The organism is Vibrio sp. QJM3NY_39 (assembly GCF_057785895.1).
On sequence record NZ_CM173506.1, the window covers coordinates 1,828,901 to 1,846,463 of the forward strand.

Sequence of the window (17,563 nt, forward strand, 5' to 3'; positions counted from 1 at the left end):
AACCAATGGATTGGATCAGAACGATTAACGCACTCTCTCGCAGAGTTGTGCTACCAACCGCAATTGGGCTGTTAGGGAGCTTACTCCTTTTTACCCCAGCGCATGCAGCGGAAGATTACGCCATTTTTTCTTTAGATTCTGGTTTTGAAGAGATATCAATAAACAAAGCCAGAAAGCTATATCGAGGAAAAACCAAACGCCTGAACGGCAAGCGAGTAGAACTATCAGATTGGCCTGAAAACAGCACCGAAAGAGAAGATTTTTATCAGCTGTTACTTGGGAAAAATACAGCTCAAATGAACGCGCATTGGGCTGGCTTATCTTTCTCAGGGAAAGCGCGTTATCCAAGAGAGATCAAACAGGCTTCAGCTGACAGCTTAGTTAATTGGCTGGACGACAAACCAAATCGTATTGGTTACTCACCGCTCTCTTCAGTTCCTCAAAATGCCAACGTTCTATACGTTATAAGTTCGGAGAAATAACATGAAAAAAATAATCACGTCAGTGCTATGTGCTTCAATTGCCTCTCCGGCCTTTGCCATTATTGAACTTACCGATAATTTGTCATTAAGCGGATTTGGCTCTACGTCTTGGGCAAAATCAGATAACGACAATCCTTTAATCATTAACCGCGGTTTTACTGATGAAAACTGTTATGACTGTGATACCACGTTTGGCGTTCAGTTAGATTACTACTACAACTCGTTCAGAGCCTCAGTACAAGTTGTCAAACCACCACAGTTTGAATGGAGTGACCCACAGTTAGAATGGGCTTACGTCGGCTATGAGTTTAATGACTTCGATGTCAGTGTAGGGCGATTAAGACTTCCACTCTTCCTTGCATCTGAGTATTACTATGTGGGTCAAGCCTACATGACAGCTAGACCGCCTACAGAGGTCTATAACAGCGTACTTGGCATCACGGCTTTCAATGGTATCAAAGTGAGCTGGACTCATGATGTAAGCGATGAAGCGACCCTATTACTCTCCCCATTCTTCGGTATAAAAGACAATAATGAAGTTGATTTCAATTCGACAACTGAGCTGGAGTTTGAAACCAATCGAATGTTTGGTGCCAACTTACAATTAAGTGGTGAGGATTATCGTTGGAATCTATCTTTCTTAGATTCAAATTTTGATCAAACGGTCACCACGACAATTCCTGGAGTACCAGCCCCATTCAGAACTAAGCAAGATAACCAACACATCCAACTTTGGTCGTTAGGTGCTGAGTACGAATTTGGTCAAGCTGTACTTGCCAGTGAAGGGCAAATCAGCGACTTCTCTTCATCCATGTACGCAAGTCTTGGTTACCACTTAGGGTCATTCACGCCTTACGTCGTTTATGGCGCACAATTTGACTCCAATGAACACTTAGAGGGGAACAGCTACTTAATTGGCGTTGACTATGATGTGTTACCTAACGTGTCTATTAATGGTGAAGTGCAATATTTTGAGGCTCGTAAAGCAAACGGTGCCTTTGTTGAGGATTTCAACGCACTTACTGGTTTTGATGACAAAGATGCCGTCCTTTACACCATAATGTTGAGTTTCGTTTTCTAACCCAGAATTAAACAATCACCATTAAATAAAAGCCCAAGGTAATCAAATAACCTTGGGCTTTTTAATGTTGGTAAGCAAACAACGCTTAGTATTTAAATAATACTTTCACGTCACCTGTTACAGCGGCTTCGTCGACATAACCAATTGCGTTGGTTTTTGAAGCAACCGTTGTGATTGCTTCCTTGTAGTCTGCAACCTGGATTGGCGCTTCAGCTTTACCGGTAAATACAAGTCGCGACCACGCTGATTGAAGTTGTGATTCGCTGCGTCCCGTCGCCACCTCATGGAAGGCTAGTCGACCTTCAGAACCATCAGCCAGCTCGATGATCTGTGCTTTGGTACCATTCGATAGCTTGCTTTTCTTACCCATGAATAACTTTTTAACGTCAGATTTAGATAGAGAATCAACGCCAGCATTGTTACCAATCACTACCATTCCAGCAGAAGCGTTAAATGAAAGAACCGCTACGGTTATTGCTGCCAGTAAACTTTTCATGTTGCCTCCTTAGAATACGAAATCAAGACGTGCTGAATAGACAATAGAGCTGTCTTCAACGTAGTTACCCGTTGCAATATATGGGTTTGCTGTTGTTTCAACATTGCTTTGGAACCCACCACTAGTATCTCGGTAATCCACATACGTCACATCCGCTTTTAAAGACATGTTCTTAGCGAAATCCCAACGACTACCAACAGAGTAAGAAAGACGCTCGTAATTCATCGACTCTTTAATTGCCGTCGTAGTCATGTTTTCACGTTCTTCGTTGTCTGTTGTTTCAACCCAGCTAACAGAAACGTAAGGCGTAAATTCATTAATTCGGTAACCGACCAAGCCAGAAACCGATTGATAGTCATAAAACTGCCCTTCCAACTGAACATCCGCAGCTTCAACATTAACTAACAGATCACCATTGTCATATTGAGCACCCAAGGAGATGAACTGACCATCTTGGCTATCTAGCATTGCACCCAATTGACAATACGGGTCTTGTGAGTTTTGGAAATCACAAGAAGGGTTTGACTCAGCAACAAAGTACGAACCACGGAAAGTAAAATCATCAACGTTCCAGTTGGCACTGATACCGAATAGTTTATCCAGTTTCACCTCACCAACAATTGAGTCATCTTCATCAATAGTACCGATACCAACCACTGGCTGAAGAAGAATACTTGAATCTTCAAGTTCAATCGGAATCAATAAATCAGCACCGGTGTAGCCCTTCAAAACAATGTTTTCATACAATTCTTGAGAAGCTCTGATCATAGGGTATGCATAACCAAGATCGGTGTAATCTGAGTAGAAAAACAAAGGTAAACGCAACTTACCTGCTCGAGCTGTGAAGGCCTCAAAATCATAAGAGGCATACGCCATTTCAATTTTTGGCTCATAATCATAACGGCTGTTTGCAACGATTTGCGTCACAAACTTAGCACGTTCATTTACTTGAAAATCAAATTGTAAGCCTGCTAATGTCTCTTGCTCCCAATCTAATTTTTCATCTGTGTAACCCGCATAACCGATCGCATTATCCGACTTACCGATGCCTACAGAACCAAATCCACTAATTCGAAGATCATCCATGTTTGCAGCATTTGCTCCAAACGCCATACTTACTAGGGCAGCAACCACTGTCTTCTTCATAACTAACTCCAATTGTTATGTGATTTTTCGTTTTTTATATAATTGTTTTTGTATAATCAGCCCATATTTGGGGCATACTCCCGCCCTCCTTAAGGCACGGCCGAAAGGAAGAGGGAATGATTCAAGGGGACTTAACTGACCTTAAAGTGGCCAGTTAATGTTGAAAGATTACGAGTCACTTTTTGAATATCTTGCGCCACGGCGTCGACTTGCTGAACACTATTACTGGTGCCTTCTGCCATCTTACGAATTTCTTCGACAAACGTTTCGATACGAGTGGAGGTTTGCTCTTGCTCTTCAGTCGCAGCGGCAATACTTTCGTTTCGTTGGCTAATTTCAGTGATATCTGATGTGATTTTTTGTAGCGAGTTCTCAGCTACCAGGGATTTCTCAACGCAAGTTTCAGCTTTTTTAACACTATCTGAAATAATAGACGATGCAGTTTTAGCTTGGTCTTGCAACTGTAATAGTACAGATTGAATTTCTTGTGTAGATGATTGAGTTCTTGATGCTAACGTTCTTACTTCATCAGCAACGACAGCGAAGCCACGGCCTTGTTCACCAGCGCGCGCAGCTTCAATTGCCGCATTGAGCGCAAGCAAGTTGGTTTGCTCTGCAATCGAACTGATCGACTCAAGTATTGAGCCAGCACTCTGTGTGTTGTCATTTAGCTGTTTAACCACTAGCGATGCATTACTTACATCATGCGTTAATTCTTGAACGGCTAAAATCGTACTCTTGACTTGCTGTTCTCCTAAGCTTGCTTGCTCACTCGCACTGGAAGCTGAAGTCGAAGCATCATTAGCGTTCGTAGCGATTTCTCTAGCGGCAAGAAACAACTGATTTAATGAGCTTGATACTTCTTCAATAGAGAGGTGCTGCTTAGTCGACAATTGACTTGTTACTTGACTTGATTTAACAAGTGAACCAGAGATCGTGTCCAGCTGAGTAACGTTACCTATAGTGTGTGTGACGTTCTGCTGTAAATGAGAGACAAAGCTATTGAACGACTCTACTAAAGGTTTCAGTTCGTCATTTTTTTCATGCTGAAGACGAACCGTTAAGTCTCCCTCTCCTTCAGCAATATCACGCATTTTGTCACTGATATTCGCGAGGTCTCTACGTATACCTTTCACCACAAACCAACCAAAGATACACATCGCAAGCATGGCTACAGCACCAGACACGCTCATGATTTGGTTAGCTTTTTTATTGTTTGATTCTAAATCTTGCACTGCGCTTTCAAACTCTGATTGACGAGCCAAAGAAAACTCATGAATACCCAAAATAAGCTCATCTAAGATTGCGGTGCTCTGTTTTGCAAGACGCCCTGCTTCACTAAGGCTGATCTCTTCATCTATCATGCCTTGAGCAATTCGGTAAGCTAACTCAAAATATTGATTAGTTTTATTTTGCAGAAGTGCAGATGAGCTCTGTAACGAAGGATCGAGAGAGATTTGAATGTTGAAGTTATTTTGAATCTCAGCGAGAGTTTGCTTGTTCATCTCCAAAATCTCTTCATCGCCTAGAGTCACTGCCAAATTAAAGCGCTCAGCTAATTGAGAAATCAATACACTATTCAATGAAGCCGCATTCATAACCGGATAAGTAACTTGGTCAATTCGATTAACCTGCTGGGTGTTACTGGTTAACGTATCCCCTCCGACAAATAGAATACTAGTAAATCCTACTAGCGACACTAAACATAAAGCCAAAATCCTATTTTTGATCGATAGTGTAAACATAAGCTCCCTTTGTTAAACAGTATGATGAACCGCACATATATTTTGAACAATAACAGATCTGACCAGTATATCAATCTGTTACAACGAAAATAGTGACAGAAATGTTAATACTATTTATAAAAGAGAATAACCATATAAATCAGTGGGTATAATTGAGTTCTTTATTAAAAACAAGTTCAACATCAAACTGAACACCTCACCATAAGACTGAAACTCATCATATTCCAAACTCGCTTTAGTTATTCATGAGTGGGGATTTCACGATAGTTAAATCAATATTAAGAACCCAAGTTTCCTCTTACATTTAGCTTCGTAATAAATTTGAACCACAAAATTCTCTACTATTTAATGGTTCTGTCAGCAGCGTCAGCATTGTGTAAGAAGGCTGAAAACTCACGAACTTGACCGCCTTTATTCAGTCAACCTAGAGCGAATAAACAGATACCTTAAACGGAGAACGCATGCGAATAGCGACTTTATCTTTAAGTTTGGTTTCAGCGGTCGGTTTCGCGGCTGAGCCAAATCCTTTTCCAATTACGCCAGACGAAACTGGCGAAGAGTTTATGGTAAGTGCAACGAATCCATATGTAAGCAGCACTGGGTATTCGGTACTCAAGCAAGGCGGTAATGCGGTCGATGCGATGGTGGCGATGCAGATGACCATGTCGGTGGTTGAACCGGATATGACAGGGATTGGCGGTGGTACTTTTGCGCTGTTTTATCAAAAAGACAAAGACCAATTTCTCGCACTGGATGGGCGTGATGAAGCGCCCTCAAGTGCGACTCCAAATATGTTTATGGAAGATGGTAAAGCACTCCGTCGAAATGAGATTTTAGGACCAAGATCTGTTGCCGTTCCCGGCACGCTTCGTTTGCTCTATAGCACTCATCAACAATACGGAAAGCTACCATGGTCTGAGCTTGTTCAACCCGCGATTGAACTGGCAAGCAAGGGTTACGCGATGAACAGCTACACCTACGACATCGTGGTTCGTGAACAAAAACGATTGATTGAAGATCCAGAAATCGAAGCCCAGTATTGGAGTGACGACCAAATCAAACCAACCGGCACATTGATGAAGAACCCAAAGCTTGCTGACACTCTTAGCAACATTGCTCAACAAGGCGATAAGTACCTTTATGGTGGCGAGTTTGGTAAGCACATCGTTGAAACTGTGAACAGCAGAATCGATGCCGACCACGCAAAGCTCTCTATAGAAGATTTTGCACAATACCAAGTCAAACAGCGTGAGGTTATTGAAAGCGACTACCGAGGCAACAAGATTGTCTCGTTCGGTTATCCAGCCTCTGGTGGCGTGATGGTTGCTCAAAGCCTTGAAATGTTAGAAGCTTATGACTTAGCCGCCATGTCTAAAACTGATGTTGAACCTTGGCGCTTGATGACTGAAGCCATGAGAATCGCCAAAGCCGATCGCATTGCGTATGCAGGTGACCCAGATTACATTGAAGCGCCAATTGCTGCCCTACTCGACAAAACCTACATCGACGAGCGACGTAAGCTCATTCCGGAGAGTGGCATTGCGAAAACAAAACCGAAAGCAGGCAAGCTATCTGATACCGATTACGCTCAATATCAAGGTTTTGAGAGCCAAGATACAGGGCACATATCTATCATCGACAAAGACGGTAATGCCATTGCAATGACCAGTACCGTCGGCACAGGCATGGGGTCAGGGGTAATGGTCGACGGCGTGATTCTTAATGCCCAAATGGCAAATTTCTCCACCAAACCCACAATAAACGGTAAACCGACTCAAAACGCTATCGGAGCAGGTAAGCGACCTCGTTCCGCGATCACCCCGTTAATGGTTATGGATAAAAAAGACGACCTGCGTTTAGTGGTTGGTTCTCCTGGTAGCTCACAAATTCCGGGGTATGTGTTAAAAACCGTGGTTGGTGTTTTAGATTGGGATCTGTCTGCGCAGGAAGCAATTGACCTTCCAAACATCCAATACGGCACCAAGATAGATCGCACCAAACCTTATGACCCAACGGGTTTATTGGTCGAAAAGAAAACTTACGCTGAAATGTTGGTTCCAGAATTTATGCAGCTCGGTTACCCAGTACATGTCATTCCAGTGGTCAGCGGTTTGAACGCCATTGAAATCAAAGATGGCAAGATCCATGGCGCGACAGACAGACGCCGTGCATCCACCTCAATGGGCGAATAATTTAACTTAACGGGTGAGAGAATAAGCTCACCCACTTTAGATGTTTCCAACTTGTGCTTTGCTTTAAAAGACATTCCAAACAGAACTCTAGATCCAAAAAAGCCAGTCGAATATTTCGACTGGCTTTTCATAAGCGGCTTATCTATTTACTCATTCAAATATTATGAACTTGGCGCTACTCGCTTCTCTTTCAACTGCTCAATAACATAGTCAGGAGCCACTTTACCTAGCTCACTTAAGCAATCATCGGTCTTGTCGTTGCCGTATCGCACGTAGATATCACATACCGCATATAACTGCTCTGGAGAACCAGAGATCAAATACGCCTTCTCGAACGATTCAGTCGATTTGTCGATATCCAGCTCTTCTTGTAGTACCCCATTCAAGTACCAGTAGTAGCTGTTATCTTTTGCAAGTTCTGCTGCTACTTCAATCTCTTTAGCTGCTGCTGCCTTGTCTTCAAGGCGAACCAAAGTTAATGATTTAGAATAGTGCATCGCTGCATTGTCCGGCACGTTCTTCAAACCACGATCCAACACCTCGACCGCTTGTTGATCTTTATTCTGAGCTCGGAAGTTATCCGCGTAGCTCAACCAAACTTGAGGGTCTTTCTGGTGAGTATTAATTAACTCAATATAAATCGTTTCCGCTTTATCCCATTCATTGTGCCAACGGAGCACGTCAGCGAACAACAATTGAAACTTTTCAGATTCTTGTGTTTCCAAAAATGTGATTAGCTCAGCAACAGGCTGTTCTATTTGAGCTTTCTGCTCGTCATCTAACGTATTGTAATCACGAACTAAATTGGATGTCGCTGTGTGACGCACCATCGAATCACTGTCTTTTAGCAAAGGAGAAACCAACGCCCAACGGTGCTCCAATTGATACGGTGCAGAACCGATAACCGACGCTTCACGAACTTCAGGGTTTTGATCCTTTAAGCCTCGCGCAACTGCCACCAGCGCATTCTGGCTTGGGTATGATGCTAGCTCCTGCAGCGCGCCAGTGCGGTTTTCAATGGACTGATTTTGATCTTGTGCCATGTAAGACAACTGTTGAATACGGGTTTGTGTGTCCGTCATTTCAAGCACTTGATTGATATTTTGTGCCGGTGCGTCAACAGTTTGCTGAACGCTATTCGCTGCCATCGCAGACGTTGAAATCAATGCGGACGTTGAAATCAATAAAGCAACAGCCGTCGCTAAACTCTTCTTCATCATAGTATTACCTTAAACTGGAGAACTTAGCCTGTCCTTAGACTCGTATCTGATTAAATTTGTCTTGGATCTGTTGACCCAAAAGACGAGTTAAAACTTGGTCTCGAACGTAGTTTGTTGCGCCTGTTTTGCACGATGTGCCATCAATACTGAGTCACTGAATTTGCCATGAGTAACCGGATGCCCCATCGCACGAGCGATATAAGCCATCGACTTGTCGACATGAGAAAAGAACTTGTGCCAACCTGCACATAAGTAGTTCAAGCCCGGTTCACCGGCACGAGTTTTGATAAAGCGGTTTTTAGGACATTCACCATGACAAGCAAACTTGTAGTCGCATTGCTGACATTGACTGGTCATTGTGCGTGATTTAGCAAAACCAAACTTTTGCTGTGGTGCGCTGTACGCCAAATCATCAAGCTTCTCGTGATGAATATTGCCAATCTTGTATTCAGGGTAAACATAGTGGTCGCACGAGAACACATCGCCATTTGGCTCCATTGCCAAACCCTTTCCGCATATCTCATTCAAGGTACAAAGCGGGTTAGGACGCCCTATCCATGTTTCTAAACTTGCTTCAAAATACTGAACGAACACTTTACCGATGTCGTTCTTCGCCCACTCATCAAATACAGAAATAAGGAAGTTACCCCAAGCCAAGTCCGACACACACCACGATTCCATGATCGAGTCTTTATGGCCGGGGATCAGGCGTTTGTCGCCTTGTTTGAGCTGCTCGCTCACTTGGGATGTTTGTGGTGCAACCGTTCGGAACGTTTTCTGTTCAACGATAGGAATAAATTGCATTTGCGGTGACTTCACCACATCACGTAGGAAGCGATACACCTCAAGTGCATTTTGACTGGTGAGGTTATTCACACAAGTCAGCGTTGCGAACTTCACTTGGTGTTTGTGGAGCAGCTCTACGGCCGCCATCACTTGTTTGAATGTGCCACGGCCTGCTCTGTTAACACGATACGCATTGTGCAGCATTTCAGGGCCATCAATACTCAAGCCGATTAGGAAATTGTTATTTGCTAAGAATCGGCCCCAGTCGTCATTCAATAATGTGCCATTGGTTTGCAGATCGTTTGAGATCAACACACCTTGAGGTCGGTACTTTTTCTGTAGCTCAACCACTCTTTCAAAGTACGCTAAACCTAGCATGGTCGGTTCACCGCCCTGCCATGAGAAGATAATTTCAGGCGTGTTTTGACCTTCAATGTATTGTCGGATGTAGGTTTCTAACGTCTCATCATCCATTCTTGGAGAACTGCCTTTCTTGTACTCCAACAAATCTTGCTTACTTAGGTAATAACAATATTTACAGTCAATGTTGCACGCTGCGCCAATTGGCTTAGCCATAACATGCAAGCGTTTAGACGCTTTACCATTGTATTGTGGACCTTGAGTAATGTGCATGATTTATCTACCTATCTTAGTGTCTGTAGCCATCATAATGCCTATTTCAGTCAGTGGCATGTTATACCCTTTATAACCAATAGGAATGACCTTAAACGTTAAAATTGCCCTCTATTTCGAACATTCGAGGCACGTGATGAAATTTTTCAATTACAAACAATTAGCGGCGATCAGCAGCATCACCATGACTATTTTCCTAAGCGGCTGTGCGAGCGTGCCTACACACCCTATCGCTCAACAAATCGACCAAGAAATGGTGCTAGTTGAAGGTGGTACATTCACCATGGGTTCGAACGATCCTGAAGCGACCAAAGCAGAACGACCAGCGCGAGATATAACTGTAGATAGTTTCTACATTGCGAAGTTTGAGGTGACTCAAGAATTGTTCGAATCGGTGATGGGTTCATCTCTCAGTTATTTCCAAAACCCACAAGTTCCGGTCAATAACTTAAGTTGGCAACAGGCGAACTACTTCGTTGAACAATTGAACGAACTTACGGGTGAAGAATACCGTCTGCCGACTGAAGCTGAATGGGAATTTGCAGCGAAAGGTGGCAACAATAGCAAAGGCTATACTTACAGTGGTTCCAATAACTTAGATGATGTTGCGTGGTACTCAGAAAATTCTAAAAATAGCGCACATCCAGTCGGGCTAAAGAAGCCAAATGAACTAGGCTTATATGACATGACCGGAAACGTGGGTGAGTTTGTAATCGATGCCTTCGACGACACCTTTTACCGATTCGGTCCAACAGACAATCCTAACAACGCGAAACACAGTGACGTGGGTTTATCACACAAATCAGTTCGTGGTGGCAGCTTTGCTTATGACGAAAATGAATCTGAAAGTTACCGTCGAGACTTTGCAAGTCAGTCAATTACCATGTCTGACATGGGCTTACGTTTAGTTAAAGATACTAACTAACGATGCCAACGGTTACGGCTCAATAACCTTCACCAAAAAGATTAAAAATACAATTTTCACTATCCAAACGTTGAGTCGCTACGGCAATACTGAATAAGGAAACTCTATGCAATACACCAAGCTATCTGGGCTTACACTCGCATTACTCTGTGCTTTCCCTGCTTCGGCGGCGGATAAGCCAGATCTGGTCCTTCAAATCACGGTAGATGGCCTGCGCGCAGATCTAATCGAACGATATAAGCACAACTTCGGTGAAGGCGGTTTCCGGTACTTAATGGATGATGGTACTTACTACACCAACGCGAACTACCAACATGGCAACACGGAAACGATCGTGGGCCATGTGTCGCTTGCAACAGGTGCGCCACCGAGCGTACACGGCATGGTAGGTAACGTTTGGTATGACCGCAGCGAAGAGCGTTTGGTGTATAACGTAGAAGACGGCAACTACAAAATGTTGACCTCTGGCGCGGGTGTCGACAAAGCAACTGAGATCGACCCAACGCAGAAGACAGCACAGGGCGATGGACGTTCTCCGGAGCCAATACTTTCCACCACGTTTGGTGACGAGTTGACGATTTCCAATAGTGGAAAATCAAAAGTGTTCGGTGTATCAGTGAAAGACCGCGGCGCAATCTCATTGGCGGGACACAGTGGTAAAGCCTTCTGGTTCTCCAAAGCGCAATCTGAGTTTGTCACCAGCAACTATTACTACGACGAGTATCCAGATTGGGTATCACGTTGGAACGAGAAAGCGATTGCTGCTCAGTACTCGAAACAGAAGTGGGAGCTCTCATTACCACGTGAGAAGTACACGCTTCAAGAACACGATACCGAACACAAAGTGAAACTCGGTGATTTCCAACGCACCTTCCCTCACCCTTATGGCCCTGCAAGTTACAAGTACTACAGCACAACGCTAACCGTTAGCCCGGCTGGTGACGAGATCACAGAAAACTTTGCAAGCACACTGTTGATGCAAGAAAAGTTAGGCCAAGGTGACGTGACTGATTATCTGTCTGTGAGTTTCTCATCAAACGACTACGTGGTGCACTTATACGGCCCTGAAAGCCTAGAAACAGAAGACAACCTAATTCGACTTGATAAGACGATCGCCAAGCTTCTTAAAACCGTTGATAACCAAGTCGGGCTAAAAAATACATTAATTGTATTGTCTGCCGATCATGGTGTCCCTGAATCTTCACCTGCGGCAAATGCGCTTGGCTTCAATCAAGCTCAATACTTCAATAAAGACACACTGCTCTCGAGTGGCGTAGAAAAAAGATTGAAGGATCAATTTGGTTTATCCAAAGACGCCATTCGCTTGTATGCACAGCCTTATATCTATCTGAATCACGATTTAATCGCAGAGAAGAAACTTGACCTAGCTAAAGTGCAGGAAGCGATCGCCGATGAAATAGCGAAAGTGAAAGGTGTGGCGTTTGCAGTATCAAGCAGCGATATTGCAGCCAACCGAGTGCCTGATACTCATGTGATGCAGCTAATCAAAAACAACTACCACCCTGCTCGTTCTGGTGACGTGTATGTGGTATTTGCACCGCGTAGTTACATTAACGATATGGAAGGCCTTCAAATCGCGTCTACACATGGCTCGCCATGGAAGTACGATACGCACGTCCCTGTAATCTTCGCAGGCTACGACATTGAAGCTCAGAAGATCTCGCGTGCAATCACGCCATACGATATTGCGCCAACACTTTCGAACAAACTGGGTATAACCCAACCAAGCGGATCAATTGGAGAGGTGTTGCAAGAGGTCACTGAGTAAACTATACCTCTAAGGTTTCGTGAGCTAGATTTCGAATCCAGCACCCACTCATTAAGAGAGTCGTTTATCTTATTCAGACTGATTCAGTCAAAACAGATAAGCGGCTCTTTTTGATTGATAAAGGATAGATTGAATCTAGCCTAGTTCTTACCAGAATATCGAAACGCTTCTCTGGTCAGCTGATCCAACTGGTCATCATTCATCTTGTTGTGTACAACTGTGATACGACCTAAATAAACCAATGGGACTTCTGCTTCACGCTCTTCCAAATGAAACTTGATCGCTTCGGCCGTTGCCACACCAAGATCATCACTCATTCTCATTGGAGTCGCATCCAATTCATCCGTACGAATCTTTTCAATCTCTTTCGCTGTACCGCCCCAACCCGTCACATAGATTTTAGACAACATGTCGGCATTGTTTAATGCATCCACCGCTCCCATGGTCATCGCAGTATTGGCATTGTGAACCATGGTCACCTCAGGGAAATTACCGAGCACTAAACGAATTCCATCGGCACCGCCTATCTTCTGGTATTGCCCAAAATGCTCATACACTGTTAACCAATCACCTTTCTCTTCTACGCAATCAATGAAACCTTGCGAGCGTTGAGTATCTGTTATGCCCGGTATCCCACGATTCGCTGAAAATTCCACGTCGTTGCCGAGCTCTTTCACCACATGATCACACAGGACATCGGCCCCCATCGCGCTTGAAAAATCGAACCAGCTATCCGGTTGATGTTTCCATTGTTCATTGGGCGTGTGAAAAGCCCAAATAAACGTTTTGAACTCTGTCGAAGCAGACAGTTTTTGAATATTCTCAGCTTGAATACCCAGTTCAGAAGGGCCAAAAATAACGAAGTCGTAAGGGGTTTCAGAGTTCAACACTTGTTCGGTGTATTGGGTCTGCAATGAGTGCTCAATTTGCCTTGAGGTGAACTCGCTGATCTCAAATGGTAACTCCAAAGCGACGAGCCTTTGCTTCAATGCTGTGTAATTTCTTGTCCAAAAGTCAGAAATATCTGCACTTGGGTAAATTAATGCAATTCTTACCGGTTTTTCTACCGACATTGGAGCCAAAAGAATCGGTTCGCCACTCACAGTCTCTTGAAATTTTTCGAGTTTCTGAGCATCAGCCTCCACCCTTATACGGTCGGACTTGGCGTACAAAGGGAGGGAAAAACACGCTGTCAGTAGGGTTAGCAAGACGTTTTTACAAATTTGACCCGGCATAACTGTTACCAAATGTTTGAATGTTTATTAACATTATTATAAATATAGAGCGATTATAAGTTAAAGCGCTTTATAAGCCATATGAATAAGAGATTAAATTTTGCGAGTTTGTTGCTCGCTATTACTTGCTACTCTCAGAGTTTTGCGGGTAATCATGAAGACGATTTCTTCCAATATGCTGAAGAAAAAGTGATGCGTGCGGTTTCCAACCAGCGAACGTGGAAAGGCCCCACACAAGGCCCTGCTGTGCGCCATGAAAAGAACGTTATTTTTGTCGCGTCTGATTTACGTAATGGTGGCGTTTATGGCGTTGGGAAAGGCATATCTGAAGCCATTTCTAACATCAATTGGCACCTTAGATTCATCGATGGATTAGGATCAGAAGTGCGCCAAGGTGCAGCTATCAGGAAAGCGATTGGTTTTGAACCCGATGCCATTGTTTTGGGCGGCATTGACGCTGTCCGACACAAAACCATTTTGAAACAAGCAGAAGATCTGGGAATTGTAGTCATTGGATGGCACGCGACTGAACTTGTCGGTGGTAATCCAGAAATAGGTTTATACACCAACATCACCACCGACCCTCTCGATGTGGCGGAAGTGGCCGCGCTACTCGCGATTGTAAACTCAAACGGTCGAGCGAGAATCGTGGTGTTCACCGACCCTAACTATGAAATCGCGATGATCAAAGCCAATGCGATGGTCAATACCATCAAGCGTTGCAGCACTTGTGATGTACTTGAGCTTAACTATTTACCGCTCGATAAAATTGCCGAGCAAATGCCTGCGACATTAAAGAACCTAGATGAGAAGTACGGCGAGAAAGTCACTCATCTCCTAGCAATTAACGACCTGTACATTGATTATGCTATCCCTTCTTTGGAATCAAACCTAGAGGAGTACCGGTTAATACCACAAAATATCTCAGCGGGTGATGGTAGCAAGGCCGCGTACAAAAGAATCAATAGCGGTCAATTCCAACTAGCAACAGTACCTGAGCCCTTATATCTACAAGGCTGGCAAATAGTCGACGAACTCAACCGAGCATTTAATCAAATGCCGCCAAGTGGGTACTCTGCCCCTGTGCATCTCGTCACGCCCGATAATGTTGAAGAGCTCATCAGCCAGTCAGACAAAGGCATCTACGACCCTAAAAATGGCTACCGTGAAGCGTATCTGAAAATTTGGAAGCCACAATGAAATTACCTCAGATAAACATCACCCAACGACTCATTATTTCGAACCTGCTTTCGCTTTTGATTGTCAGCTTTGCTGTCATCATGGTGATTCGATCTCTCTATTACGTCGAGTCGACGCTTAAAAACGAAACTTCTACACACGTATCAGACTTGATTGTTAACTCTGAAATCAGCCGACGCGTATTTACGCTCACCTCTCGAGTTAAGCTACTTGAACAAACTTTTTTGTTCAGTGAAACCACACTGTCGGAAGAAGCATTTAATGTGGATTTCCAGCTTCAACGACTCAGAGACCTATCAACTAACGAAGGTTTCTCGCAAAAGATTGATGCCTTTATCGATAACTTCCACCGTTTCTTAGGCAGTTCGCTCGCATTAAATCGAATTCTAAAGCAGACCAATCAAATCGACGTCACCTTAGCTGAACAGCTTGATCAACTCGAATTTGCGATAGCCGACAGCAAACTTAGGCATTTAGACCAACCAAATTTCATTCGTTATAACAATGAATTAGATCTTATCAACATGTTGAGAGAGTCGTTCCTCACCTCAGGAAAAATGGTTGGAGACATTCACAGTCGCATCACGCCAGAAACGGAGAAAGTACTGCTTATCGAAGTCGAGAAAGAACTCGATATATTCTTACTCCACTTAGAAAACGTTGATATCGAAACGACGGCGGTTATTGCTGAGAAGAAAAGAATCAATCGAACGGTGAAACGATACAACGCCGCTTTAAAGCGCATTAGAGCTAATCTGGAGCAGCGTTGGTTGGTGATGGCTTCACTCTTAGTCGCTCAAAGCGACCTATTGGAGATGGTAGAAAAAACCGAGTCACGCGTACAAAGCCAAGCCTTAGAATTAACCGACCAGCTTGAAAAAGAGATCGGTTTATCAAGAATGAACGCCATTATTATCAGTTTTTCAGCCGTTGTATTATCGATGTTGTTGGTTCACCACGTTGTTCGACACCACATTCGAAAGCCACTCAATGCACTGAGACATGGCTTCGATCGTCTAGAATCCGGAAGCCTAAAAAATCCAATTAACTTGGGCCGAAGTGACGAATGGTCTCACTTGGAGAAAGCCTATAACGATATGGCTTCCAGGCTATCTAAAGCATACCTAGACCTCACGGAAGAAAAAAAGAACTTCGACTTCCTCGCCCACCACGATCCACTGACCAGTTTGGCAAATCGACTATTGGCAACCAAACAGTTAGATGAAGAGATCAGGAAATCCTATGAGAACAACGCCTCTTTCTTGCTGTTCTACCTCGACATTGACGAGTTTAAGACCATTAATGATTCTTTAGGGCATGCACCAGGTGACAACTTATTAGTCAATGTCGGGCACATATTGAGTAACTTAGTGGGTGATAAAGGATTTGTTGCCCGAATGGGTGGAGACGAGTTCTTGGTTGTTTACTCAAACATTGGGTTAGACGAAGGCGAACCTATCGCAGATCGCTTAAATCAAGCGTTAAGAAAGCCTTATTACATCGATGATAATTCTATCTTTGTATCGGCGAGTATTGGTGTGTGTGAGTACCCTACTCATGGTTTAGATCGTGAAACTCTAATCAGAAATGCGGACACAGCAATGTATCACGCAAAGCGAAACGGCCGAGATCAATATCGCGTCTACGCGGACGAAATGACTCACGAGGTAAATGACTTGATTGAAACCAACATGGGGCTTCATCAAGCCATTGCCAATGACGAGCTTGAAGTCTTCTTCCAACCCAAAGTCAACTTAGACTCGCAAGACATCATTGGTGCCGAGGCTCTAATACGTTGGCGTCACCCTAAACTGGGCTTATTGCCGCCCGTCGATTTCCTTGAGGTTGCCGAAAAAAGCGATCTCATTATCGACATTGATAAATGGGTATTTAAGAAAGTAGCGAATCTGATTACCGAATGGCAACGCGCAGGAATGGACCTACAGGGCGTAATTTTTTCCATCAACTTCTCAGCGAGAATGTTCTATATGACCGATCTCGCAGACCAGTTACAAGTGATACTCGACGAAACGGATTGTCAGCCTCATCAGCTGCTTCTGGAAATCACAGAAAGGGATATGATGCGAGATTTCGAGACCTGTTCAAGGACCATCGAGGTACTTCATTCTAAGGGTTACAAGATCGCTATCGATGATTTTGGAACGGGTTATTCTTCGTTGTCGGTGTTGAAGAATCTTTCCGCCGATTGCGTAAAATTAGATCGAAGCTTTATTGAAGATATTAACTCGTCAAAAGTAGATTATGAGATTACTTGCGCGGTTCTCAAGCTCGCGCAAATACTCGATTTCTCAGTGATTGCAGAAGGCCTTGAAACCCAGAATCATGTAACGACTCTGCGCCAGATCGGTTGTAAATATGCTCAAGGCTATTTCTTCGCGCGACCTTTGCCTATTGATGATTGGGTGTCCTACTTCTTGCTTAACTCAGAACAGAGCCCAAAAGAGGCTTAGCATCCGTTACTTAAATGAAACAATTCAGTAAGTTAAGTTCCTTCACTGATTTATGATTAAACAAGGGCTGCCTTCGGGCAGCACCAAGCGAAACATATCTTACGAGTCCCACCTGACTCTAACTTGTAGGTCAATATCCCGTCCCCTTGTAGTAAACACCGC

General features: G+C 43.8%; 13 protein-coding genes. 7 read left to right on the forward strand and 6 right to left on the reverse strand.

Going from position 1 to position 17,563, the window contains the following annotated elements; translation table 11 throughout:
- The first annotated feature begins 5 nt into the window (after window positions 1-5).
- Complete coding sequence (locus AC3CHU_RS23880) at window positions 6-482, forward strand: hypothetical protein (protein WP_488525853.1); 477 nt, start codon at window positions 6-8, stop codon at window positions 480-482.
- Between the two features lies 1 nt (window position 483).
- The gene (locus tag AC3CHU_RS23885; protein ID WP_488525854.1) at window positions 484-1,563 is read left to right on the forward strand and encodes a sulfate ABC transporter permease; all 1,080 of its coding nucleotides are present in this window, start codon (window positions 484-486) and stop codon (window positions 1,561-1,563) included.
- Between the two features lie 85 nt (window positions 1,564-1,648).
- On the opposite strand, the gene AC3CHU_RS23890 is transcribed toward AC3CHU_RS23885, so the two are convergent.
- The 3 genes from AC3CHU_RS23890 to AC3CHU_RS23900 all read right to left on the reverse strand — a co-directional run bounded on the left by AC3CHU_RS23890 (window position 1,649) and on the right by AC3CHU_RS23900 (window position 4,803).
- Entirely contained in the window at window positions 1,649-2,059 is a 411-nt protein-coding gene (locus AC3CHU_RS23890) for a phosphate ABC transporter substrate-binding protein (RefSeq protein WP_488525855.1), read from the reverse strand.
- 9 nt (window positions 2,060-2,068) lie between these two features.
- On the reverse strand, window positions 2,069-3,205 hold the full coding sequence (locus tag AC3CHU_RS23895) for a porin family protein (RefSeq protein ID WP_488525856.1): 1,137 nt from the start codon (window positions 3,203-3,205) through the stop codon (window positions 2,069-2,071).
- A 131-nt stretch (window positions 3,206-3,336) separates the two neighbouring features.
- Complete coding sequence (locus tag AC3CHU_RS23900; RefSeq protein WP_488526336.1) at window positions 3,337-4,803, reverse strand: methyl-accepting chemotaxis protein; 1,467 nt, start codon at window positions 4,801-4,803, stop codon at window positions 3,337-3,339.
- Window positions 4,804-5,411: 608 nt separating this feature from the next.
- On the opposite strand from AC3CHU_RS23900, the gene ggt reads away from it, so the two are divergent.
- Entirely contained in the window at window positions 5,412-7,142 is a 1,731-nt protein-coding gene (gene ggt, locus AC3CHU_RS23905; RefSeq protein ID WP_488525857.1) for a gamma-glutamyltransferase, read from the forward strand.
- Window positions 7,143-7,303: 161 nt separating this feature from the next.
- On the opposite strand, the gene AC3CHU_RS23910 is transcribed toward ggt, so the two are convergent.
- Both AC3CHU_RS23910 and AC3CHU_RS23915 read right to left on the reverse strand, forming a co-directional pair.
- The gene (locus tag AC3CHU_RS23910; protein WP_488525858.1) at window positions 7,304-8,362 is read right to left on the reverse strand and encodes a hypothetical protein; all 1,059 of its coding nucleotides are present in this window, start codon (window positions 8,360-8,362) and stop codon (window positions 7,304-7,306) included.
- A gap of 87 nt (window positions 8,363-8,449) precedes the next feature.
- Window positions 8,450-9,781, reverse strand: coding sequence for an anaerobic sulfatase maturase (locus AC3CHU_RS23915; protein ID WP_488525859.1), 1,332 nt, complete (start codon window positions 9,779-9,781; stop codon window positions 8,450-8,452).
- A gap of 136 nt (window positions 9,782-9,917) precedes the next feature.
- Here AC3CHU_RS23915 and AC3CHU_RS23920 point away from each other — a divergent pair, with 136 nt between their 5' ends.
- Both AC3CHU_RS23920 and AC3CHU_RS23925 read left to right on the forward strand, forming a co-directional pair.
- Complete coding sequence (locus AC3CHU_RS23920; protein WP_488525860.1) at window positions 9,918-10,706, forward strand: formylglycine-generating enzyme family protein; 789 nt, start codon at window positions 9,918-9,920, stop codon at window positions 10,704-10,706.
- Between the two features lie 106 nt (window positions 10,707-10,812).
- A complete protein-coding gene (locus AC3CHU_RS23925) occupies window positions 10,813-12,495 on the forward strand; it encodes an alkaline phosphatase family protein (protein ID WP_488525861.1) in 1,683 nt (560 codons plus the stop codon).
- Window positions 12,496-12,635: 140 nt separating this feature from the next.
- On the opposite strand, the gene AC3CHU_RS23930 is transcribed toward AC3CHU_RS23925, so the two are convergent.
- A complete protein-coding gene (locus AC3CHU_RS23930; protein ID WP_488525862.1) occupies window positions 12,636-13,730 on the reverse strand; it encodes a substrate-binding domain-containing protein in 1,095 nt (364 codons plus the stop codon).
- A gap of 81 nt (window positions 13,731-13,811) precedes the next feature.
- On the opposite strand from AC3CHU_RS23930, the gene AC3CHU_RS23935 reads away from it, so the two are divergent.
- A complete protein-coding gene (locus AC3CHU_RS23935; protein WP_488525863.1) occupies window positions 13,812-14,930 on the forward strand; it encodes a substrate-binding domain-containing protein in 1,119 nt (372 codons plus the stop codon).
- Window positions 14,927-17,401, forward strand: a complete 2,475-nt coding sequence (locus AC3CHU_RS23940) for an EAL domain-containing protein (protein WP_488525864.1) — start codon at window positions 14,927-14,929, stop codon at window positions 17,399-17,401. The genes AC3CHU_RS23935 and AC3CHU_RS23940 overlap by 4 nt, the downstream gene beginning before the upstream one ends.
- Window positions 17,402-17,563: the final 162 nt, after the last annotated feature.